The sequence below is a fragment of the Knoellia sp. S7-12 genome, from assembly GCF_040518285.1.
In the GTDB taxonomy this organism is placed as follows: Bacteria; Actinomycetota; Actinomycetes; order Actinomycetales; family Dermatophilaceae; genus Knoellia.
Map to the genome: position 1 here is coordinate 1389826 of NZ_CP155449.1, position 22134 is coordinate 1411959.

The 22134-nt window shown below is 67.5% G+C and carries 19 protein-coding genes; 12 read left to right on the forward strand and 7 right to left on the reverse strand.

Features of this window, described 5'->3' with window-relative positions; translation table 11 throughout:
• Positions 1 to 2046 (reverse strand): alpha-1,4-glucan--maltose-1-phosphate maltosyltransferase, encoded by a 2046-nt coding sequence (locus tag V6K52_RS06720; protein ID WP_353953111.1) that lies wholly within the window; start codon positions 2044 to 2046, stop codon positions 1 to 3.
• A gap of 134 nt (positions 2047 to 2180) precedes the next feature.
• Here V6K52_RS06720 and glgP point away from each other — a divergent pair, with 134 nt between their 5' ends.
• A complete protein-coding gene (gene glgP, locus V6K52_RS06725; protein WP_353953112.1) occupies positions 2181 to 4781 on the forward strand; it encodes an alpha-glucan family phosphorylase in 2601 nt (866 codons plus the stop codon).
• Between the two features lie 88 nt (positions 4782 to 4869).
• Here glgP and V6K52_RS06730 read toward each other — a convergent pair whose 3' ends face one another.
• The 5 genes from V6K52_RS06730 to V6K52_RS06750 all read right to left on the reverse strand — a co-directional run bounded on the left by V6K52_RS06730 (position 4870) and on the right by V6K52_RS06750 (position 10549).
• Positions 4870 to 5886, reverse strand: coding sequence for a TAXI family TRAP transporter solute-binding subunit (locus V6K52_RS06730; RefSeq protein WP_353953113.1), 1017 nt, complete (start codon positions 5884 to 5886; stop codon positions 4870 to 4872).
• Complete coding sequence (locus V6K52_RS06735) at positions 5883 to 8024, reverse strand: TRAP transporter fused permease subunit (protein WP_353953114.1); 2142 nt, start codon at positions 8022 to 8024, stop codon at positions 5883 to 5885. Before V6K52_RS06735 ends, V6K52_RS06730 begins: the two co-directional genes overlap by 4 nt.
• 89 nt (positions 8025 to 8113) lie before the next feature.
• Complete coding sequence (locus V6K52_RS06740; protein WP_353953115.1) at positions 8114 to 8890, reverse strand: isocitrate lyase/phosphoenolpyruvate mutase family protein; 777 nt, start codon at positions 8888 to 8890, stop codon at positions 8114 to 8116.
• Positions 8891 to 8950: 60 nt separating this feature from the next.
• Positions 8951 to 10270, reverse strand: coding sequence for a DUF2252 domain-containing protein (locus V6K52_RS06745; RefSeq protein WP_353953116.1), 1320 nt, complete (start codon positions 10268 to 10270; stop codon positions 8951 to 8953).
• Between the two features lie 27 nt (positions 10271 to 10297).
• The gene (locus V6K52_RS06750; RefSeq protein WP_353953117.1) at positions 10298 to 10549 is read right to left on the reverse strand and encodes a DUF4287 domain-containing protein; all 252 of its coding nucleotides are present in this window, start codon (positions 10547 to 10549) and stop codon (positions 10298 to 10300) included.
• Positions 10550 to 10984: 435 nt separating this feature from the next.
• Here V6K52_RS06750 and V6K52_RS06755 point away from each other — a divergent pair, with 435 nt between their 5' ends.
• From V6K52_RS06755 to gabT, 10 genes are all read left to right on the forward strand, one after another.
• A complete protein-coding gene (locus V6K52_RS06755; protein WP_353953118.1) occupies positions 10985 to 12214 on the forward strand; it encodes an ATPase, T2SS/T4P/T4SS family in 1230 nt (409 codons plus the stop codon).
• Positions 12211 to 13080, forward strand: a complete 870-nt coding sequence (locus tag V6K52_RS06760) for a type II secretion system F family protein (protein ID WP_353953119.1) — start codon at positions 12211 to 12213, stop codon at positions 13078 to 13080. The genes V6K52_RS06755 and V6K52_RS06760 overlap by 4 nt, the downstream gene beginning before the upstream one ends.
• Positions 13077 to 14009, forward strand: a complete 933-nt coding sequence (locus tag V6K52_RS06765; RefSeq protein WP_353953120.1) for a type II secretion system F family protein — start codon at positions 13077 to 13079, stop codon at positions 14007 to 14009. The genes V6K52_RS06760 and V6K52_RS06765 overlap by 4 nt, the downstream gene beginning before the upstream one ends.
• A gap of 20 nt (positions 14010 to 14029) precedes the next feature.
• Positions 14030 to 14242 carry a hypothetical protein gene (locus V6K52_RS06770; protein ID WP_353953121.1) on the forward strand — a complete coding sequence of 71 codons (213 nt, stop codon included), beginning with the start codon at positions 14030 to 14032 and terminating at the stop codon, positions 14240 to 14242.
• A gap of 1 nt (position 14243) precedes the next feature.
• Positions 14244 to 14633 (forward strand): TadE family protein, encoded by a 390-nt coding sequence (locus tag V6K52_RS06775; RefSeq protein WP_353953122.1) that lies wholly within the window; start codon positions 14244 to 14246, stop codon positions 14631 to 14633.
• A 12-nt stretch (positions 14634 to 14645) separates the two neighbouring features.
• Entirely contained in the window at positions 14646 to 15107 is a 462-nt protein-coding gene (locus V6K52_RS06780; protein WP_353953123.1) for a pilus assembly protein, read from the forward strand.
• On the forward strand, positions 15104 to 15586 hold the full coding sequence (locus V6K52_RS06785) for a pilus assembly protein TadG-related protein (RefSeq protein WP_353953124.1): 483 nt from the start codon (positions 15104 to 15106) through the stop codon (positions 15584 to 15586). The genes V6K52_RS06780 and V6K52_RS06785 overlap by 4 nt, the downstream gene beginning before the upstream one ends.
• A 219-nt stretch (positions 15587 to 15805) precedes the next feature.
• A complete protein-coding gene (locus V6K52_RS06790; RefSeq protein ID WP_353953125.1) occupies positions 15806 to 16390 on the forward strand; it encodes a hypothetical protein in 585 nt (194 codons plus the stop codon).
• A gap of 129 nt (positions 16391 to 16519) precedes the next feature.
• Entirely contained in the window at positions 16520 to 17191 is a 672-nt protein-coding gene (locus V6K52_RS06795) for a Pr6Pr family membrane protein (RefSeq protein WP_353953126.1), read from the forward strand.
• Between the two features lie 40 nt (positions 17192 to 17231).
• Positions 17232 to 18569 (forward strand): 4-aminobutyrate--2-oxoglutarate transaminase, encoded by a 1338-nt coding sequence (gene gabT, locus V6K52_RS06800; RefSeq protein WP_353953127.1) that lies wholly within the window; start codon positions 17232 to 17234, stop codon positions 18567 to 18569.
• 18 nt (positions 18570 to 18587) lie between these two features.
• Here gabT and V6K52_RS06805 read toward each other — a convergent pair whose 3' ends face one another.
• Positions 18588 to 20522: a primary-amine oxidase gene (locus tag V6K52_RS06805; protein WP_353953128.1), complete on the reverse strand. Its 1935-nt coding sequence runs from the start codon at positions 20520 to 20522 to the stop codon at positions 18588 to 18590.
• Positions 20523 to 20618: 96 nt separating this feature from the next.
• Between V6K52_RS06805 and V6K52_RS06810 the strand changes: the two genes are divergently transcribed.
• Entirely contained in the window at positions 20619 to 22064 is a 1446-nt protein-coding gene (locus V6K52_RS06810) for a gamma-aminobutyraldehyde dehydrogenase (RefSeq protein WP_353953129.1), read from the forward strand.
• The last annotated feature ends 70 nt before the right edge of the window (positions 22065 to 22134 follow it).

Consider the following 22134-nt stretch of genomic DNA (forward strand, 5'->3'; position numbering starts at 1 on the left):
TCAGTACCTCTTCAGTTCGATGATGTGGACCGGCTCGTGGTCGGGGCCGAGTTGAACCATGGCCTCGCGCAGGAAGCTCCACCACGTGTCGGTGATGAGGTCGTGCGCGCGGAACCCCTCGTCGGGGTGCAGCCCGAGGGCGGGCATGTCGAAGACGACGCGGCTCCACCGGGTGCTGTGCGGGTCGAGGTTGGCGATGACGATGATGACGTCCTCGTGCGCCGGGGTGCCGGTCGCCTCGTCGGCGGGGACGACGCGACGCTTGCTGAACACGATGATGTTCTCGTCGTCGGCGTGGTGGAACGTGATGTTGCGCAGCCAGTGCAGGGCCGGGTGCTCGCGCCGGATCTCGTTGAGGCGGCGGAGATACCACGCGAGCGACTGCCCCTCGCGGGGGCCGCCGGGCTCGAAGTCCTCCCAACGGCGGTTGCGGTACTGGTACTTCTCGTTGTCGATCTGTTCCTCGGCGCCTGGGCGCGCGACGTGCTCCATGAGCTCGTAGCCGGTGTAGATCCCATAGGTCGGGACGAGGGTGCCCGCCAGCGCCGCGCGCAACTTCCAGGCCGCCGGACCACCGAACTGCATGTAGGGCGTGAGGATGTCGTGCGTCGTCGGCCAGAAGCTCGGCCGCATGTAGTGCGCGGTCTCGGTCGCGAGCTCGGTGACGTACTCCTCGAGGTCGGGCTTGGTGTTGCGCCACGCGTAGTAGGTGTAGCTCTGCTGGAAACCGGCCTTGGCGAGCGTGCGCATCATCGCCGGCTTCGTGAACGCCTCGGACAGCCAGATGATCTCGGGGTGGTCGATGGCCACGTCCTGAATCAGCCACTGCCAGAACTCAACTGGCTTCGTGTGCGGGTTGTCGACGCGGAAGAGCGTGACGCCGTGGTCGATCCAGACCTGGATCATCCGGCGCATCTCCGCATAGGAGCCGGCGGGGTCGTTGTCGAAGTTCAGGGGGAAGATGTCCTGATACTTCTTCGGCGGATTCTCGGCGAACGCGATCGTCCCGTCGGCGCGCGTCGTGAACCACTCCGGGTGCTCGGCGACCCACGGGTGGTCGGGGGAGCACTGCAGCGCGATGTCCATCGCGACCTCGAGACCGAGCCGGCGGGCCTCGGTGACAAAGAAGTCGAAGTCCTCGAACGTCCCCAGGTCGGGGTGGATCGCGTCGTGCCCACCGTCCGGGGAGCCGATGGCATAGGGGCTGCCCGGGTCCTCGGGCCCTGCGTCGAGCGTGTTGTTGGGCCCCTTCTTGGCGGCCTGTCCAATCGGGTGGATCGGGGTGAGATAGATGACGTCGAAGCCCATGCCTGCGACGGCAGCGAGGCGCTTGGCCGCGGTGCGCAGGGTCCCGGAGCGCCACGTGTGGGTCTCGTCGTCGTAGACCGCACCTTCGCTGCGCGGGAAGAATTCGTACCAGGCGCCGGTGAGGGCGAGCTGACGCTCCACAAGCAGGGGGTATGCCGTGCTCGGGCTGACGTGGTCCCTCACCGGAGTGCCCGACAGCTCTGCGTGGACCGGTCCGTGGGTCACGGCCGACAGGCGCACCTGCGGAGGACGGGTCTCGTCGCGCAGGGCGGCGGCTCCGGCCTCGAGGATCGCGCGACCCTCGGCGGTGCGGTCCTCGGTCCCGGCGGCCCGATCGAGGAGTTGGGCGCCCTCAGCAAGCATGAGGGCAGTGTCGACATCGGCCTGGATCTTGACCGTCGCGTCGTGCTCCCAGGTGCCGAAGGGGTCTGACCACCCCTCCACCCGGAAGGTCCACAGGCCGGCGCTGTCGGCCGACACCACGGCTTCCCACGTGTTGAGACCGGGGTTGGTGCAGACCATCTGCGTGACGTGGTCGACGCCCGCGGGATCAGTGAGGACGACAGAGGCGCTGACGGCGTCGTGACCCTCGCGGACGACAGTCGCTTCGACGAGGAAGGTCTCTGCCACCACGGACTTCGTGGGGCGGGCGCCGCCGTCGACGAGAGGGGAGACGTCAATGACGGGGATTCGGCCGAAAGGGGTCTGGGGCGGGGTGCTGAGAGGTGTGGCGGTCACACCGCGACGCTATCGTCCCGGGACCCCGAACCACGAGTCGTCCACGACTCATCGCCGACTCATCGCTGCACGTCAGGGGGACAAGTGGGTAAACGTTTCCGCTTCGCGCAGAATTGACCCTAGGATGACGCCTCGTGAAGGCCATCCGTCGCTTCAGCGTCCGTCCTGTTCTCCCCGCCCCCATCGCCGCGCTCGGTGACCTCGCGATGAATCTGCGCTGGAGCTGGCACCCGCCCCTGCGCGATCTCTTCGAGAGCATCGACCCCGAGCGGTGGGCCTCCGTCGGCGCCGATCCGGTCGCCATGCTCTCGGCGACGCCGGTCTCGGAGCTCGATGCGCTCGCGGCCGACGACGAGTTCGTCGCGCGGGTGGAGGATGCCAGGCAGGGACTGGACCGCTATCTGGGCGAGGACCGTTGGTACCAGCAGTGGGCAGCCGAGCAGGGCGACAACGGTGCCCCCTCGGCCATCGCCTACTTCAGCCCTGAGTACGGCATCGCTGCGGCGCTCCCGCAGTACTCCGGTGGCCTCGGCATTCTCGCCGGAGACCACCTCAAGGCCGCGTCCGACATCGGCCTGCCCATCGTCGGTGTCGGATTGTTCTACAAGACTGGCTACTTCCGGCAGAGCTTCAACCGCGACGGCTGGCAGCAGGAGGACTACCCCGTCCTCGACCCCGACGGCCTTCCCCTCTCCCTCCTGCGCGAGGAGGACGGGACCCCGAGCATCATCCTCATCAAGCTCCCCGGAAGTCGTGAGCTGCGCGCCCAGGTCTGGCGTGCCCAGGTCGGCCGCGTGCCGCTCCTCCTCCTGGACTCCGACATCCCCGGCAACGACGAGGCTGCGCGCGCCGTCACCGAGCGCCTCTACGGCGGTGGCGGCGAGCAGCGGCTCCAGCAGGAGCTGCTCCTCGGCGTCGGCGGGGTGCGAGCCCTCCGCCTCTGGTCGCGGCTCTCCGGCGCGCCCACGCCCGACGTCTACCACTCCAACGAGGGCCACGCAGGCTTCCTCGCTATCGAGCGGATCAGCGAGCTCGTGACCAGTGCCGGCCTCACCTTCGAGGAGGCCCTCGAGGCCGTGCGCGGCGCGACCGTCTTCACGACCCACACCCCGGTGCCGGCCGGCATCGACCGCTTCGAGCGTCGCCTCATCGAGATCTACTTCGGGGGCGACCTCGCTCCCGCTGGCGTTCCCCTCGACCGTCTCCTGGCCCTGGGCGCCGAGACCTACGAAGGCGGTAACTCGTCCATGTTCAACATGGCGGTGCTCGGTCTGCGGATCGCGCAGCGGGCCAACGGCGTCTCGAAGCTCCACGGTGTGGTGAGTCGTGACATGTTCGATGGCCTCTTCCCCGGCTTCGATGCCGATGAGGTGCCGATCACGAGCATCACCAACGGTGTTCACGGTCCCACGTGGGTCGACCGCAAGGTCTATGAGCTCGCGGGCCGACACGCGGACGACGTCACCGTCGACACGACCGTCCTCGACAGCCAGGCCTCGTGGGAGGCCATGGCTGACCTGCCGCGTGACGAGGTGTGGGCCACCAAGCGTCTGTTGCGCGAGCAGCTCGTCAAGGAGGCCCGCGCCCGTGTCCGCGCATCATGGGTCAAGCGAGGCGCTTCCACCGCCGAGCTCGGCTGGACTGACGAGATCCTCGATCCCGACATCCTCACGATCGGCTTCGCCCGTCGCGTCCCGACCTACAAGCGACTCACCCTCATGCTGCGCGACCCGGCCCGCCTCAAGAAGCTGCTGCTCGACCCCGAGCGTCCGATCCAGATCGTCATCGCTGGCAAGTCCCACCCAGCCGACGAGACCGGCAAGCAGCTCATCCAGCAGATGATCAAGTTCACCGATGACCCCGAGGTGCGTCACCGCATCGCGTTCCTCCCGAACTACGACATCGCGATGGCGCAGCACCTCTATCCGGGCTGCGACGTGTGGCTCAACAACCCGCTGCGCCCGTTTGAGGCGTCCGGCACGTCAGGCATGAAGGCTGCGCTCAACGGCGCCCTCAACCTCTCGATCCTCGACGGCTGGTGGGACGAGTGGTTCGACGGCAACAACGGCTGGGCGATCCCGACCGCAGACGGCGTCGAGGACCCCGACCGCCGCGACGACATCGAGGCCAACGCGCTCTACGACCTCATCGAGAACCAGGTCGCGCCGCGCTTCTATGACCTCGACGACGCGAAGCTCCCGCAGAACTGGCTCGCGATGGTCATGCACACCGTCTCCACGCTCGGGCCCAAGGTCCGCGCGAGTCGCATGGTGCGCGAATACACCGAGCGCCTCTACGTCCCCGCGGCCCGCGCTGGCTGGGCGCTCAGCGGCGAGAACCACGCTGGGGCTCGCGATCTCGCGGCATACGCAACGCGGGTCAGGGCCGCCTGGCCCAAGGTGAGCGTCGATCACGTCGAGTCCTCGGGCGTCGGTGACAGCCCCGAGATCGGCGAGACGCTCCACGTCAACGCCTATGTCTCGCTCGACGGTCTCGCACCCGAGGACGTCGAGGTGCAGGTCGCGCACGGCCGCACGAACCGCCGCGGTGACGACCTGCACGACGTCACGACGTTGTCGCTGCAGCACACCGAGAGCTATGAGCACGGCCGCCACCAGTTCTCCGGCGACCTCACTCTCAAGACGAGTGGGGCGTTCGGCTACACCGTGCGCGTCCTGCCGAAGCACCAGGGCCTCGCGACCCCCGCCAGCCTCGGCCTCGTCGCCACCGCCTGACCCAACCCTCGACTTATTGCGACTTGGGATAGTTGCGAGGGCAGCGAGCGAACTGTCCCAAGTCGCAATAAGTCGGTCTGGGGTTGCGTCAGTTGAGAGTGTCGAGGGCCTTCTGCGACCCGGGGTGGAGCTCGACCGGCGCGCTCTCCTTGGCGATCTTGGGGTCGAGATCCTTGGCGGCCGTGTGGACCTTGACGAGGTCGTCCTTCTTGTCGAAGAGCAGCTTGGTCAGCGCGCACGCGTTGTTGTCGGACATGTCCGAGCGGACGAGCAGGACGTTCGGGACGACGATCGTCTTGGCATCGGCCGCAGTGCCGTAGGTCGCGGCCGGGATGGCGTCTTCGGCATAGACCGGGTTGACGTCCTGCAGCTTGGGCAGCAGCGGCGTGATGTCGACGAACTGCACGTCGTCCTTCATCGCCGTCATGAGGTCGGTGATGCCACCGGTCGGCAGGCCACCCGACCACACGAGCCCGTCGATGCTGCCGTCCTTCATGCCGTCAACGGTCTTGGTGAGGTCGAGCCGCTGCGCTGAGACGTCCTTGGCCGGATCGAGACCCGCGGCCTGGATGAGGCGGTTGGCGATGACCTCGGTGCCCGACTTCGGTGAACCGGTCGAGATCCGCTTGCCCTTGAAGTCCTCAACCTTGGTGATGCCGGACTTCTTGGAGACGACGACCTGCGTGTAGTTCGAATAGATCCGGGCGAGTGCCTTGACGTCGGCCGGCTTGCCCTCGAACGCGCCCTTGCCGGTCACTGCGTCGGCGGCGGTGTCGGCGAGCGAGAAGGCGATGTCGTACTTCTTGTCGACGAGCTGCTGGATGTTCTGGACGGACGCACCGGTCTCGGCGGCTGTCGCCTTGAGCTCGGTGTTGGATGTGATCGTCTGGGCGAGGCCACCGCCGAGGGCGTAGTAGACCCCCGTGCTGTTCCCCGTCGCGATGGTGATCTGGCCGGCACTCGCCGTGCAGTCGCTCGCGCCACCCGACGCGCCGCTCGCCGCGGTATCACTCGTGCGATCCTGCTTGCCGCCGCAGCCCGTCAGGGCGAGTGCGGTGACGGCTGCGGCCGCGAGGGCCGCCGTGCGAATTCGGTTGCGACTCATGCGTTTTCCTCCAGTGTGGTGGTGCTGTGGTCATCAGATGGGGTATGCCGTGTGCTCGCCTTCGTCATCCAGGCGAGTGCCACCGCGACCGCGAGGAAGGCCAGCCCGGCAGCGATCGAGAAGGGCTGCAGATAGAGGAGCAGGCCAGCGGCCGGGACGCAGAGGGCGCGCACGATCGGCTTGGCCGGACCGAAGAGCCAGCCGCCGGTGACGATCGCGAGAGCGGCCACAGCGAGCATCGAGACGAGGGTCGTCCAGAGGATCGAGAGAGCGTCTCCCTGCATGAGCAGGTGGGAGCCGTTCTCGGTGATGACGAAGGCCAGGGGAGCGAGGAACGCGGGCAGGGTGTACTTCCAGGCCTGCCACATCGTCTTGATGGCGTCCCCGCCGGTGATGGCTGAGGCAGCGACGGCAGCGAGTGCCGTCGGCGGCGAGACCTCTGAGAGGACGGCGTAGTAGAAGATGAACATCGCCGTCTCGGGTGCGCTCACACCCAAGGTCTGCAGGGCAGGTCCGATGACGACCCACGCGATGATGAAGGACGCGGTGACGGGCACCGCGAGTCCGAGCAGCGCGATCGCGACGGCGGCAAAGACCGCGGTCAGGATGAGCACTCCTGTGGGGTTGCTCGTCAGCGACTGCGCTGCCGAGACCAGCATCGACGCGAGTGACTGACCGATGCCGGTCTTGACGATGACCGAGGTGATGATGCCTGCTGCGGCGCAGACGGAGGCGACGGGCAGGACCGAACGGACACCGGCGGCCAGACCGCGATAGAGCTGCACGGCATACGCCGGCATGGCTTGTCCGATCGGGAGGTGCTCGGCTTCGGGGTCGAGCGGATCGCGGCCGGAGACAAGCCTTTCGACGAGACCGAAGACCGCAGCGAGCAGGGTCGCGTAGACGACCGCGCGGAAGGGTGGGATGCCCAGGGCGAGGAACGCGACGATGACGAAGAGGGAGAGGAAGTGGTAGCCGAAGCGCCACAGCAGCTGCCATGCCGAGCGCGTCGCGATCTGCACTTCGCGGGCGCCGAACTTCCGCGCATCCATCTCGACGGCGAGGATGATGCCGAGGTAGTAGAGGACCGTCGGGATCGTCGCCCAGAGCAGCACTTCGAGGTAGTTGACCCCGAGGTACTCGGCGATGATGAACGCCGCCGCGCCCAGGGTCGGGGGCGAGAGGATCGCGCCGATGCCGGCCGCGGCGAGCATGCCTCCGGCCGCTTCGCGCGGGTAGCCGGCCTTCTTGAGGATGGGCCAGGAGACCGATCCGAGGCTCACGGCGGTGGCGGTGCCCGAGCCGCTCACGGTGCCGAGGAGGAAGCCGCTCAGTGCCACCGTGCGGCCCGGGGCCGACGAGCTCTTGCGGAAGGCCGCAAACGAGATGTCGATGAAGAAGCGGCTCGCACCCGTCGCCTCGAGCACCGCGCCATAAATGGTGAAGAGCACGATGTAGGTCGCCGCGACGTCCAGGGGGATGCCGAAGAAGCCGGAGGCATCGTTGTAGAAGCCGTTGATGATGTCGCCGAAGTTCATGCCTGCGTGGCTCATCGACCACGTCACGGGCAGGAAGCCGCCGTAGTAGGCGAACGCGAAAAACGCGACGCACACCGCGGGAAGGATCAGCCCGGTCGTGCGTCGGCAGGCCTCGAGGATGAGGAGCATGAGGAGGGTGCCCATCGCGACGTCGACGGCGCCGAGCGAGCCCTGACGGTCGAGGAAGGCGTTGAAGCCACCGCCGCCATCCCCGAGGACGAGTGGCTGGACGGGATAGATGCAGACGACGAGGGCCACCGCCGCGAGGACCCAGTCGAGGATGCCGGGGTTGTCATCTCCCTGGCTGCCGTCGGCCGCGCGTCGCTTCGAGCGGAGCCCGCGGTAGCAGAGGAAGACGAGTGGGAGCACAGCCGCGAGGAAGATGATGAGATAGAACTGTCCGCCCTGTCGCAGCGGTGAAAAGACCTGGTAGAGCACGAACATCGACACCGCAAAGCACACGGCGGTGATCGCGTGCTCCAGCCGCCGTGACAGGCGGCGACCGGGTCGTTCCTCGTCGTACTCACCGATGAGCTCCTCGACAGAGGCCGTCTGCTCGACGGCGTCGTCGGATCGCGTGACCTGCGCTGGTCTGCCCATGGGCGTCCAACCTACCCATACGACCGCTGGTTGTATGCCGTGAGCGACCTGCCGTCGTCGCTCCCGGTGGTGCGCCGCCGGTGTCCGCTCTAGTTGAGGATGCGCATCGAGGAGGGCACACCGCCGCCGCGCTGGACCTCCTCGGTCAGCTCCTGCAGTGCGGTGAGAGCGACATTCTGCGACAGCGGACCGTGCGAGACCCGGGCGACGCCGAGCTCCTGCTGACGCGCGAGTGACGGCGTCCCGGGGATCGCGATGGTCGTCAGGCGCTGCGGTCCGAAGGCGTCGACGAGGGTGACGATCTCGTCCTCGGTGAGGATCGCCGGCACGAACACGACGGGGGCGCCGGCGTCGAGGTAGGCCCGCCCGCGCTCAACCGCCTCGGCGAGCACGACGGCGCGGTCGCGGTCCCGGCCCAGGTGGAACGCGTCGGTGCGCGCGTTGAGCACGAAGTCCGGGACGCCCTCGGCGGCGGCAGCGGCCATGACGGCCTCCACCTGCGCGGCGGCCTCGGCCAGCGGCTTCATCTGGTCCTCGAGGTTGGCACCGACGACGCCGACACCGATCGCGCGACGGACGGTGTCGGCGGCGTCGCCGTAGCCGCCCTCCAGGTCCGCGCTCACCGGCAGGTCGCTCGCCTCAACGATGCGGCGGCACATGTTGAGCATCTCCTCGACGGGGATGACCTCGCCGTCGGGGTAGCCCAGGGTCGCGGCGATCGAGTGGCTCGCCGTCGCCAGGGCCCTGGTGCCGGGCACGTCGGCGACGACCTTGGCCGAGATCGCGTCCCAGACGTTGACGACGGTGAGGAGCTCGGGGGCTCGGTGGAGGGCGAGCAGGTCGGTCGCGCGTGCGGAGGCAGTCATGTCAGGCATCAAAGCGGACGGGACGGTTCCTATTCCCGCGTGCGCCCGGTCTCGCCCTGCTCAGACGGCGTCCAGCCCCACGCGTCCCTCCTTGAAGGCCTCGACGAAGAGGGGATAGTCGGTGTGCACCTGCGCGGCATACGCCATGGCCTGCTCGACCACCCACGTCGTGAACTCCGAGCGCCTCCCCTCGAGCGGACCGGCGATCGCCTCCTCGACCTGGAAGTTCACGAGATGCTGGTCGCTGTCCTCGTCGGAGGCGCAGTGGATCTTGGCCGTCGCCTGCCCCAGCTGGCGCACCACGACGCCGATCTCGTCCGGTTCGTCGAGGTCCGACCATTCCAGCCCCACCTCGTAGGGCGAGATCTCGGACAGGACGAACCCCATTCCGTCCATCGTCGTGTGCCCGAGGAGGGAGTCGGTGTGCGCCTGGAGGGCGCGCTGGCTCACCACGGTGCGGTGCGCCTCGTGCTCGAAGGCCGCGTCGATGTCGCCACTGTCGACGAAGCGGCTGAGCGCCGGCACGTTGGCCTGCTTCATCTGCACGACGACGTCGTTCTCGAGGGCCTGGCTGTGGCCCTCGAGCAGCAGGCTGTAGCTCGCGAGGCCGGCACTTCCGATGCCGTGGGTGACGGTGGAGACGACGTCGCGCACGTCGTAGAAGACGGGGATGTGGCTGCGCTTGTCCGCCGGGATCGTCGACAGGTACCCCTCGTAGGCGGCCAGGACCCGCGCGCGCTCCGCCTTCCCGAGGCGCCGCACCCCGTCCTTGGCGGCGAACACGCGGCGGTGGTCCTCGACCGTGGTCAGCTCGTTGAGCAGGTCCACCCGGCGCACCTCCCGGGCCCGGTGCAGTGCTGCCAGGACGGGGCCGCGAGCGTTCTCCAGGCGGATCGCGAACTCGGTGTCGTCGGGTGTGCTGCGGTAGTGGTTGACCTGGCGCAGGTACGAACGCAGGTAACTCTCGATCAGCGCCCGCACCTCCTCGTCAGGAAGCGCCTTCTGCCAGCCGTGCAGCGCCAGCGAGGTGCTGAAGCGCAGCAGGTCCCACGTGAAGTGGCCGACGTAGGCCTCGTCGAAGTCGTTGACGTCGAAGACCAACCGGCCGGCGGAGTTGAGGTAGGTGCCGAAGTTCTCGACGTGCAGGTCGCCGTGGACCCAGATTCGAGAGGACCGGTCGTCGACCCAGGGGGCGTCCATCCGGGTGACATCCCGGTAGAACAGACCGGCGGAACCGCGGTAGAAGGAGTGCGGGTCGTGCGCCATCCGCCGGAACTTGTGCCGGTATGCCGTCGGGTGGGCAGTCATCGCTTCACCGAATGACTCCTGGAGCACGTCGACGATGGCGCGCGTGCGGCTCTCGGACCGGGTCGTCGGCATGGGTCGGACCCTACTGCCGGGAGAGGCTCAGAACCGCGTGGGCGCCACCACCTCGTCGAGACGCAGGACCGCCGACTCGTCGCGGCGCGTGCCGGTCGAGCCGACGTGGGTGTCCGCGATCCCTGGTCCGTTCTTGATGACGTGCGCCAACGCCATGCCGTGGCCAACGTCATCGTTCCGAGTGATCTGCGCTGAGGCGATCGTCGGGCCCTGCGCCGCGACGACCTGCCTGCCCGGCTCTCCGCCCTCGTCGACGCCTGCCTGGCTCGGCCACGACACGTGAGACGTGTGGTGCGACGTCGGGCAGGTCCAGCGCGGTCGTACGCAGCTGGGCTTCCGGATCCGAGTCGGCGAGCTCGCCGCTCGGGGCGCGCTCCACGAGCAACGTCTCGCCGAACCGAGCACCGTCGGTTGAACGCCCCCACCCCGCACCATCACTCTGAGCACGCGCTGATCCTTCAGAGTGGTGCAGCAATCGGGTGGCTGGGGAGGGATTGGGTCTGCTTGGACAGCAGGGACGTGCGAGCGGCTCGACAGGACGGCCGTGCCAAGTCTGGCTACCCTTTGGTCTGAGGGTGCGTCAAGGCCTGTGGACAACTTCGCGGCCGTCATCTCGAAAGTTGCTTGTATGTCCGTGTCAGGACAACGACCGGACAGATTGACATCGACGTGAGCCAGCCAAGGTGAGCGCGAGTATTGAGTGGAGGGGTCCCGTTGGACGCCGTGCGCACTGTTGAGGCTGAGGTCCGTGAGCTCGTCCGACGGTCGGGGCTCGACCCTGCACGAGAGCCCGAGGCCGTGCAGCGGCTCGTGCGCGACGCCGTGGCCGACTACGACCAACGCTCGATGCACGGCGGTATGCCGGTGCTCGGCGACGTCGCCCAGGCCGAGAAGTCGGTGTGGGACACCGTCGCAGGCTTCGGACCGCTGCAGAAGTACTTCGACGATCCGACGATCGAGGAGATCTGGATCAACGAGCCCACGCGCGTCTTCATCGCCCGCGGGGGGATCGCGGAGCTGACGACCACTCTGCTCACTGGCGACGAGGTGCGTGACCTCGTTGAACGGATGCTCAAGTCCTCGGGTCGACGTGTCGATCTCTCGAGCCCGTTCGTCGACGCCGTGCTGCCCGATGGTTCCAGGCTCCACGTCGTCATCCCCGACATCACCCGCGAACACTGGCACGTCAACATCCGCAAGTTCATCGTCAAGGCCGACAGCCTCGACGACCTCGTTCGCCTGGGGACCGTGACCCGGCAGGCCGCGACATTCCTCGACGCTGCGGTGGCGTCGGGTCTCAACGTGCTCGTTGCCGGTGGAACGCAGGCTGGCAAGACGACGATGCTCAACTGTCTCGCCTCCGCGATCCCCGCGCGCGAGCGCGTCGTCACATGCGAAGAGGTCTTCGAACTCAAGATCCCGATGCGCGATGTCGCGTCGATGCAGTGTCGCCAGCCGTCACTTGAGGGGACTGGCGAGGTTCCGCTGCGTCGCCTCGTCAAGGAGGCCCTGCGCATGAGGCCTTCGCGGATCATCGTCGGCGAGGTGCGCCAAGCCGAGAGCCTCGACCTGCTCATCGCCCTCAACAGCGGCCTGCCAGGCATGTGCACGATCCACGCCAACAGCGCCCGCGAGGCAATCACCAAGATGTGCACGTTGCCGCTGCTGGCCGGCGAGAACGTCGGCAGCCGCTTCGTCGTCCCGACTGTCGCTGGTTCGATCGACATCGTCATCCACGCGGCGCTTGAGCGTGACGGCACCCGCCGCATCCGCGAGATCGCAGCGGTCCCGGGTCGCGTCGAGGGCGACGTCATCGAGATCGCCGACCTCTTCGTTCAGCGTGGCGGCGAACTCGTGCGCGCCGATGGATACCCGCCGCACCGTGAACGCTTCGAACGCGCTGGGTATGACCTCCCTGCGTTGTTGGCCCAGGGGTCCGCGTGACCGGGATCGTCCTCGGCCTCCTCTTCGGCACCGGACTCTTCTGCATCTGGTGGAGCTTCTGGGTCCGCGAGGAAGACCCGAACCGCCGGTCCGAGCCCCCCAAGCTGATCCGGGTCCTCAAGGACGACCTCGTCCAGGCCGGCTACGCGACCATCACGCCGCGCATGCTCCTCGTCGGGTGCAGTGCCGCCTTCCTGCTCGTCTTCCTGCTCGTCTATGCCGTGGTCGGAGTCCCGGCGATCGGCTTTTGTTTCGGGCTCATGGCCGCGTGGGGTCCCTACGCGCTGGTCCGGATGCGGGCGCGACAGCGCCGCAACCGGCTACGCGACCTGTGGCCGGACGCCGTCGACAACATCACCTCGGCCGTGCGTGCCGGCATGTCCTTGCCAGAGGCGGTCGCGCAACTGGGCTTTCGCGGGCCGGAGGAGTTGCGTCCCGCATTTCAGGCCTTTGCTCAGGACTACCGGATCACGGGCCGATTCCACGAGTGCCTTGACCGTCTCAAGGAGCGACTGAGCGACCCTGTCGCCGACCGGCTCATCGAGTCGCTCCGCATCGCCCGGGAGGTGGGCGGAAGTGACCTCGGTCGACTCCTCCGGACGTTGTCGGTGTTCCTTCGTGAGGACTCGCGGACCCGCTCCGAGCTTGAGACCCGCCAGTCGTGGACGGTCAATGCGGCTCGTCTGGCGGTCGCCGCCCCGTGGATCGTGCTCGCCATGCTCTCGTCGCGGCCAGAGTCCGTGCAGGCCTACTCCACGGGGACCGGGGCACTCATCTTGCTCTTCGGGGCTGTCATGACTGGCGTCGCCTACTGGCTCATGGTCCGTATCGGCCGCCTCCCCGAGGACGAGCGGGTGCTGAGATGACCTCGCTCACACGCTCCGGGGCCATCCTCGGCTTCCTCGTCGGTGCAGGCCTGCTCATGGCCTGGTTCGGGCTGCCACGCCACCGTCAGGCGGGTCTGGGTGAGCGAGTTCTGCCCTATCTCAAGGACACTCCTCGGCCCTCGAACCTCCTCGCGGGGGACATGCGGACCAAGGGCGTTCTCGCGACCCTGTTTGCCCCGGTTGTCGGTGAGCTGTCGGGGCACGTCGAGCGAATCATGGGTGGTGCCCCATCCGTCCGCCGGCGTCTGCTTCGCGCTGGAGTTTCGCCCGACATCGACAAGTTCCGGGCCCAACAGGTCATCTGGGGTGTGGCTGGCGGACTCGCGATGCTGGCCCTGGGCACCTTGTCCTTCGTGACGCGTGGCTCCAGCGCAATCCTCGTCGTCCTTCTGACAGGGATCGGGATCGCCTCAGGGGTGGTCGCGGCAGACGTCCACCTCACCCGCCGGGCCAACAAGCGTGAGGAGCGCATGCTCTCCGAGTTTCCGACGGTTGCCGAACTTCTGGCCCTGGCCGTCGGCGCTGGAGAGGGAGCCGTCGGAGCGCTCGAGCGGGTCTGTCGCTTGTCTCGCGGTGAGCTTTCCGACGAGCTGCGTCGTTGCCTGGCAGACGCGCGGGCGGGCGCGAGCCTTCAAGTGGCTCTTCAGGGTCTGGCCGACCGCACCGGGCTGATGAGCCTTACCCGCTTTGTCGACGGGATCGTCATCGCAGTCGAGCGTGGCACTCCACTCGCCGACGTCCTGCGCGCCCAGGCGCAGGACGTGCGTGAAGAGGGACGCCGCGCAATCATGGAGGCCGGGGGCAAGAAGGAGATCGCCATGATGGTGCCGGTTGTCTTTCTGGTGCTCCCCATCACTGTTCTCTTCGCCATCTTTCCGGGCTTCTCCTTCCTCAATTTCACGATGTGACACCACTGAAAGGCAGCACCATGAAAACCATCCAACGATCACTCGTCCGGGCGCAGCTTGCGGCCCTGGACCTCGTCGACAACGCAGGGCGCCGACGCGAGCGCGGCGACGTCCCGGGGTGGGTTCTCATCACCCTCATGACGGCAGGACTCGTCGCCGTTCTCTGGACGGTGGCCGACACCCAACTCCAGAACCTGTTCACGAGAGCCATCAGCAAGGTCTCAGGCCGCTGACGTGACTGCGCTCGTCTCTCGTGACGAGCGCGGGTCGGCCGTGGCGGAATTCGTCATGACCTCTGGACTCGTCGTGTTTCTCTTCATGGCGGTCTTCCAACTCGGGCTCGTCCTCCACATCCGCAACACCCTCATCTCGTGCGCGAGCGAGGGTGCGCGGCTCGGCGCCCGGGCGGATGCAGAGCCTGGGATGGGGGCAGTCCGGGCGCGTGAGCTCATTGAGTCATCACTGGCCGACGACTACGCCGAGAACGTGACCGTGGAGGCCGGACTCGTAGGGGGCGTGCAGGTCGTCGAGGTGCGGGTTCGAGCCCCGTTCCCGGTCCTTGGGCTTCTGGGTCCCGACGGCCAACTGGATGTCACCGGCCGTGCTTTCCTCGAGAGTCAGTGACCGGGTGTCGACATGAGCAGCCTGACTTGGCGCGAGAGGTGGGGGCGGGCGCGCAATGAAGAGGGGAGCGCGATCATCGAGTTCATCTTCCTGGGTGTCCTCATGCTCGTGCCGCTCATCTATCTCGTCATGACGCTCGCGAGGATCCAAGCAGGTTCGTATGCCGTGACGACCGCCGCGCGCGAAGCTGGCCGTGCCTACGTGACGGCCTCAGAAGGACAGAACGCGTCTGCCCGGGCCAATGCCGCAGCCGACATCGCCTTCGGGGACCAGGGGTTCGACGGTATGGGGTCGCTCGAGATCAGGTGCTCAACGTCGCCATGTCTCACGCCTGATGCTCGGATCGAGACGACGGCGCAGGTCACTGTCCCGCTTCCACTCATCCCCGCGTTCGCGCGCAACGTTGTGCCTCTTGAGATCCCGCTCAGTGCGAGCCACCTTTCCACCGTCGACCGGTTCCGGGGCGCGCCGTGAGAGCGACACAGTTGTTGGTCCCAATGTGGTTGCGGCGCAGGGCTGTTCAACGTGACGAGGAGGGCCGCGTCGCTCTCCTCATCCTCGTCTTCACGATGATCTGCATCCTGCTCATCACCGGTGTCATCGCCGTGACGTCGGTGCATCTGTCCCGGATGAAGCTCCTCGACGTCGCCGACGGCGCTGCCCTGGCGGCGGCCAACGCACTGGACGACACGGCATACGGCGCGGGTGTTGGTGATGCGGTCCCACTCAGCAACGCCACGGTCCGAGAAACCGCAGGTGACTACGTCGCGAGTCGGCCGATGCCCGGCGGCATGGCGCAGTGGGGGCTCGGCGGCGAGACCGGCACGCCCGACGGTGAGCTCGCCGTCGTCCACATGTCGTGCGTGGCGGAGGTGCCCTTCGTCGGGTGGATGCTGGGCGACGGCGTGCGAGTCAATGTCGTCTCCAGAGCTCGTGCGGACCTCGAGCAGTAGCGAGGCCTCCCAATCCGTTTGGGCGAGCGGCTACGAACAGGGGGGGACCGTCGAGACCGCCTCCCTGGTCGCTCACCCCTGGAGCACATCATGCAAAGACGCACGACAGCTTTCCTCGGCACCTCCGTATTCGCAATGCTCGCAGCCGCGTCCCTTGGCGTCGGCTCGGCCTCAGCACACCCCACCCCGTCACCGAACGGCAAAGGTGCCGAAAGGACCGTGAGCCTCAGCGCGCAGCTGGACGAGCTCAACGGCTCCGGCGCATCCGGCACCGCCACCGCCACGGTCCGCAACCAGCGGATCCAGAGCATCGACGTGCACGCCCACGGCCTCACGCCGGACGCCCCGCACGCCCAGCACATCCACTACGGCGAGGAAGCACTCAACGAGTGCCCCACGGCGGCCTTGGACTCCAACGACGACGGGCGCATCAACACCGTCGAAGGCATCCCGGCATACGGCCCGGTCGTCGTGTCGCTCAACACCAGTGGTGGCACCACGCCGGCCAGCTTCCTGGACGTGAGCCGGTTCCCGGTCTCCTCCAGCGGCTCGTACCACTACAGCCGCGACAACATCAAGTTCACCCGGGTCGCAGGCACCGGCTACAACGGTGGCGGCGGAACGGCCAAGCAGATCGCCGACTCCATCCGCGAGGGCGAGGGTGTCCTCGTCATCCACGGCGTGGACTACAACGGCAACGGCGTCTATGACTTCGAGGGCGCGGGTGCCAGCGAGCTCGACCCGAACCTCCCCGCCGAGGCGACCGACCCGGCCGTCTGTGGCGTGCTCGAGGTCGCGAAGTGACTCCAGCTCCTCCCACCGCTTGACCTTTGACGAGACGATGGCCCACCGTCACCACGGTGGGCCATCGCCCGTCTGCGTGTCTATGACGTGTCGAGGACCAGCCGACTTCGCGTGGGCCATGATGTGCACGTGGAAACCCAGCGACTCGCCCGCCCCTGGCACACCTTCACCGCTGTGCTGACCTGGGTGGCACTGGTGCTGCAGCTCGTGCTCGTCATCCGTGGGGGAGTCGTCCTCGCCGACGTCACCCCGCCGGCTCTCGGGACGCGACTGATCCGCTTGGTCTCCTACTTCACGATCCTCACGAACCTGCTCGTGGCGCTCACCACGACGACACTCGCGCTCAGGCAGGACACCTTCCCAAAGTGGTGGAAGGTGCTGCGGCTCAATGCGATCGTCGGCATTGCCGTCACCGGGCTCGTGCACTGGTTCCTTCTGCGGCCGCTCCTCGACTTGAGCGGTGCGAACTACGTCGCGGACAAGCTGCTCCACGTCGTCGTCCCCCTCGTGGCGATCATCGGCTGGGTGGTCTTCGGTCCGCGAGACCGCGCCGACCGCAGCCTGCTGCTGCCCTCGCTCATCTATCCCGTCGGCTGGCTCGCCTACACGCTCGTGCGTGGCGCCTTCGTTGACTGGTACCCCTATCCGTTCCTCGATGTTGGCCTTCACGGCTACGCCCGTGCTCTCGTCGCGTGTGCCGCCGTCGCGGTCCTCCTTCTCCTGCTCACGTGGGCCACCATCCGGCTCGACTCGCGACTGCCGGGGGAGCGACGCACGGCGCCGCGCACGGTTGCTCGCTGACTCGACCACGCGGACGCCAGAGTCGTGCCAGATTGGGCACATGAGCGACACGACCGGCGGCCCGAACCTGACCCAGCAGCGCATCCTGACCACGGCGATCCCGGGGCCGAAGTCGATTGAGCTGCAGGCCCGGAAGCAGGCCGCCGTAGCAGCCGGCGTCGGCACGACCCTGCCCGTCTATGTCGTCGCGGCAGGCGGAGGCGTCGTCCTCGATGTCGACGGGAACTCGCTCATCGACTTCGGCTCCGGCATTGCGGTCGTGACGGTCGGAAACAGCGCCCCGCGCGTCGTCGAGGCCGTCAGCGAGCAGGTCCAGGCCTTCACCCACACCTGCTTCATGATCACGCCCTACGACGGCTACGTGCGCGTCGCCGAGGCGCTCAACCGCCTCACCCCCGGCGATCACGAGAAGCGCACCGCGCTGTTCAACTCCGGTGCGGAGGCCGTCGAGAACGCGGTGAAGATCGCGCGCCAGCACACCAAACGGCAAGGAGTCGTCGTCTTCGATCACGCCTACCACGGTCGGACCAACCTCACCATGGCGATGACCGCGAAGAACATGCCCTACAAGTCCGGCTTCGGACCCTTTGCCGGCGAGGTCTACCGCGCGCCTTTGTCCTATCCCTATCGCGATGGACTGGACGGCGCCACAGCCGCGGCCCGGGCGATCAACGTCATCGAGAAGCAGGTCGGTGTGGAGAACCTCGCCGCCGTCGTCATCGAGCCGATCCAGGGCGAAGGCGGGTTCATCGTCCCCGCGCCGGGGTTCATCGCCGCTCTGGTGCAGTGGTGTCGCGACAACAGCGTCGTCTTTGTCGCCGACGAGGTACAGACCGGATTCGCCCGCACCGGAGCCCTGTTCGCGATGGATCACGAGGACGCCGTGCCCGACCTCATCGTCACCGCCAAGGGGATCGCGGGCGGGCTGCCCCTTGCCGCCGTCACCGGTCGCGCCGAGATGATGGACGCCCCGCACGTCGGCGGACTCGGTGGCACCTACGGCGGCAACCCGCTCGCGTGCGCGGCGGCGCTCGCCGTCATCGAGACCATCGAGGCCGACGACCTCGTGGGCCGCGCCCGGGCCATCGAGGCGACGATGATGGAGCGCCTCACCGCCCTCGCCGAGCGCGACGCGCGGGTCGGCGACCTCCGCGGGCGCGGCGCGATGATCGCGATCGAGCTCGTCGACCCCGCCACTGGTGCGCCCGACGCCGACCTCACCAAGGCCGTCGCGGCCGCCGCCCACCAGCGCGGCCTCATCGTGCTGACCTGCGGCACCGAGGGCAACGTCCTGCGCTTCCTGCCGCCGCTGGCCATGCCCGACCACCTGCTCACCGAGGGCCTCGACGTCCTCGACGAGGTCTTCGCGAACGCCTGACCGTGGCCCGACCTGCCGTCAGTGGCAGCTGGGCGGCGCTGACCCTCCTTCGGCTCCCGCGGCCTTGTGACTCTGCGAAGCCCTCTCGGTCGGCGCCACGTCGATCGACGGGTTGCGGTCGAAGAAGCCAAAAGGCTTGAGCCAGAACGCCACCGTGTCCGCGGGCATGATCGGCCAGTCTTCGACCCGGGTGATGTGGTGGATCCCCATGACGTACCAGAGCACGATGTCGGTGTTCTCGAGCGGCTCGTCGTCGGCGATCCAGCGACTCATGCCGGTGTCCTCGCGGGACTGCGTCGGGTAGTCCCCGGCCGGCCACCGCTCCCGCTCATGGTTCTTGGTCACCCAGAGCGTGTGCCCCAGCACCGGCGCCCGTCGGAACTGCGGAGTATCCGGATCCATGAGTGCCGGGATCGACGCGCTCGGAACCAGCTTGTATGCCGGATTCGTCCCGTGCGCGTTGGTCCGGTTCGGGTTGACCACCTTCCAGGCCCGCTGTCGCTGCCAGTCGAAGTCGCGACCGGCCTCGGCCTCGGAACGCACCGGGGTGGACCGGGTGACGAGCGCCAGACCGTGCGGGTTGTCGGGCGAGACCGGCACGACCTCCGCGTCCACCTCGTGCACGGTGTTCTCCTCGCCGTCGACGTCCAGGTCGAGTCGCGCGACGATGAAGTGCTGGTGGAAGGGCGCATAAGTCTGCTTGTCCACGACGGTCCCGGTTGCCGGGGCGGGGGAGCCCTCGGCGAAGGGCGTGGTCACCATCAGGCCCGTCGCGCGGACCTCGCACTCGATGTTGCCGTCCTGATGGAAGCGCCAATAGACGATGTACTCGTAGTTGGCCACCGTCGCGTGGAACGAGACGACGAGTCGCCGCATGCGGCGCACCTCGGCCCCGGTGGTGCCGTCGACGTGCTTCCACAGCACGGCGTTGTCCTCCTCGTGGATGCAGATCGCGTTGGGGATCTCGTAGGGCTCGCCCCGGCTGTCGTGCAACGTCGCGTCGAGGTAGCGGATCTCGCCGAGGCAGTCGCAGCCCAGCTCGAGCGAGGTCGTCATGAACCCCAGACCCCACTCGCCGATGTCGTAGGCCGTGCGACGGTAGTGCTCGAAGCTCGGGTCGCGGTAGGGCACGATCATCTCCGCGAACGACATCCGGTGCGCGATCGGCCGCCCGTCGTAGCCGACCTGCTGCAGGACGAGGCCCTCCCGGTAGGTGAAGCCAACCCGCAGCTTCCAGTTCTGCCAAGACAGCTCGTTGCCGTCGAGGGAGAACGACACGCCCTCGGGCTGGGTGATGTGCAACGGGGTCAGGTCCGAGCGCAGCTCACCACCACGAACGGAAGGCGCGTACTCACCGTCGACACGCGGCATACCCGGATTGGGTCCTTCGTCGATCTCGAGAAGCTCACCGGAATTCATGTCGACGATGAGTTTGAGACCGGGCACGGGGTGCGCATAAGGGTTGCCCTCAGGGGTTTCTCGCAGCCACAGGTCGCACCAGCCGAGGCGACGGTCGCGCCACTTCTCGGGCATCAGCTCGTAGCCATAAGTCCAGGCATCCACCAGCAGCAGGCTGAGGTCGGTGATACCGCGCTTCGCCAGGGCGGCGATGACATCGGGGTGCGCGCGCATGAGGACGTCGATCTCGTGCCACTCATCAACCGTGAAGTTCGGAGTCACCCCGGGCACATGGGTCCACGACACGACCCGGTCACCGGTCAGGTCGACGACGGCCTCATAGGCCTGGTTGTCGTCACGGTTCCAGGCGACCGCGTATGCCGTCCGCTCGATGGGGGTGCCCGGCTTCCAGTTCCGTAGGGCCTCCTTGGTCGGCTCCGCCAGCTCGATCCCGGCAAACCGCCACCGTTCGTCGACCCCCTGATCCCGGCGAAGGATCGCGGCAGTGGCAGAGAACTCCTGGGCCGCCATCGGATCGAGCGGGTGAAGGGCCATTTCTGCTCCATTGCCTCGTCGCCGGTGTCGGTTCGGCCTAGCCTGATCGCACGAGGGCCTTGGCGCAATCCGTTTGGCGAAACTGGGAGTCAGCACATGTCCGAAAAGAAGGTTCTGCACAACATCATCAACGGCGAGGCCCAGACCTCCGCCTCCGGCGCGATGATGGACATCATCAACCCCGCGACGGGGGAGGTGTATGCGACCGCGCCGCACTCCGACGAGCATGACGTCGACCTGGCCTGCACCGCCGCTGGCAAGGCCTTCGAGAAGTGGCGCTGGACCACCCCGAACGAGCGCCAGCAGGCACTGCTCAAGTTTGCTGATGTCGTCGAGGCGAACGCCGAGGAGCTCGTCGCAATCGAGTCCGAGAACACCGGCAAGCCGTTCTCCGTGACGATGTCCGAAGAGATTCCCCCGATGATCGACCAGATCAGGTTCTTCGCCGGCGCGGCCCGAGTTCTCGAGGGCCGATCCTCGGGCGAATACATGCGCGGCTTCACCTCCTCCGTCCGCCGCGAGCCCATCGGCCCCGTGGCCCAGGTCGCGCCGTGGAACTACCCGATGATGATGGCGGTCTGGAAGTTCGCTCCCGCTCTCGCGGCCGGGTGCACCGTCGTCCTCAAACCGTCCGACACGACGCCGGCGTCGTCGGTGTGGATGTTCGAGAAGATGCAGGACATCTTCCCGCCGGGAGTGTGCAACCTCGTGACCGGCGACCGCGACACCGGAGCCGCGCTGACCCGCCACAAGGTGCCGCAGCTGGTGTCCATCACCGGTTCCACGCGCGCCGGGATGGCCGTTGCGACAGCCGCCGCAGCCGACCTCAAGAAGGCACACCTCGAACTCGGCGGCAAGGCGCCGGTCGTGGTGTTCGACGACGTCGACATCAAGGCAGCCGTCGAGGGCATCTCCGTGGCGGGCCTGTTCAACGGCGGCCAGGACTGCACTGCGGCCACCCGGGTCATCGTGCAGGCAGGCATCTATGACGAGTTCACGGCGGCGCTCTCAGCGGCTGCGGCGGACACGAAGACCGGCTACGACGCCTCCGACGACGACATCCTCTATGGGCCGATCAACAACGAGAACCAGCTTGCCCACATCTCCGGCCTGGTCGAGCGGACACCCTCGCACGCTCGTGTCGCCACCGGTGGCCAACGACTCGACCGCCCCGGCTACTTCTATGCGCCGACGGTCATCGCGGACCTCCGCCAGGACGACGAGCTCGTGCAGACCGAGGTGTTCGGGCCAGTGATGACGGTGCAGAAGTTCCGCACCGAGGACGAGGCCGTGCAGATGGCCAACGACTCGATCTACGGTCTGTCCTCCTCGGTGTGGACCAAGGACGCCAGCACGGCGGCGCGGATGGCGGCCCGCCTCGACTTCGGGTGCGTGTGGATCAACACCCACATCCCGCTGCTGGCCGAGATGCCGCACGGCGGCTTCAAGCACTCCGGCTACGGCAAGGACCTGTCGGTCTACGGGTTCGAGGACTACACCCGGATCAAGCACGTGATGCAGTACCACGGCTTCGAAGGCTGAGCGAAGGGGCAGCGGCGCCGCTCCCACGAAGGGGGCGGCGCCGCGGCATACCGACATGGTTTGCGTTGAT

Bases quoted from the DNA above. Each gene is read 5' to 3' on its own strand.
- V6K52_RS06765 (WP_353953120.1), top strand. From the start codon at position 13,077: ATGACCTCGCTCACACGCTCCGGGGCCATCCTCGGCTTCCTCGTCGGT.
- gabT (WP_353953127.1), top strand. From the start codon at position 17,232: ATGAGCGACACGACCGGCGGCCCGAACCTGACCCAGCAGCGCATCCTG.
- V6K52_RS06810 (WP_353953129.1), top strand. From the start codon at position 20,619: ATGTCCGAAAAGAAGGTTCTGCACAACATCATCAACGGCGAGGCCCAG.
- V6K52_RS06780 (WP_353953123.1), top strand. From the start codon at position 14,646: ATGAGCAGCCTGACTTGGCGCGAGAGGTGGGGGCGGGCGCGCAATGAA.
- V6K52_RS06745 (WP_353953116.1), bottom strand. From the start codon at position 10,270: ATGCCGACGACCCGGTCCGAGAGCCGCACGCGCGCCATCGTCGACGTG.
- V6K52_RS06770 (WP_353953121.1), top strand. From the start codon at position 14,030: ATGAAAACCATCCAACGATCACTCGTCCGGGCGCAGCTTGCGGCCCTG.
- V6K52_RS06740 (WP_353953115.1), bottom strand. From the start codon at position 8,890: ATGACTGCCTCCGCACGCGCGACCGACCTGCTCGCCCTCCACCGAGCC.
- V6K52_RS06730 (WP_353953113.1), bottom strand. From the start codon at position 5,886: ATGAGTCGCAACCGAATTCGCACGGCGGCCCTCGCGGCCGCAGCCGTC.
- V6K52_RS06805 (WP_353953128.1), bottom strand. From the start codon at position 20,522: ATGGCCCTTCACCCGCTCGATCCGATGGCGGCCCAGGAGTTCTCTGCC.
- V6K52_RS06735 (WP_353953114.1), bottom strand. From the start codon at position 8,024: ATGGGCAGACCAGCGCAGGTCACGCGATCCGACGACGCCGTCGAGCAG.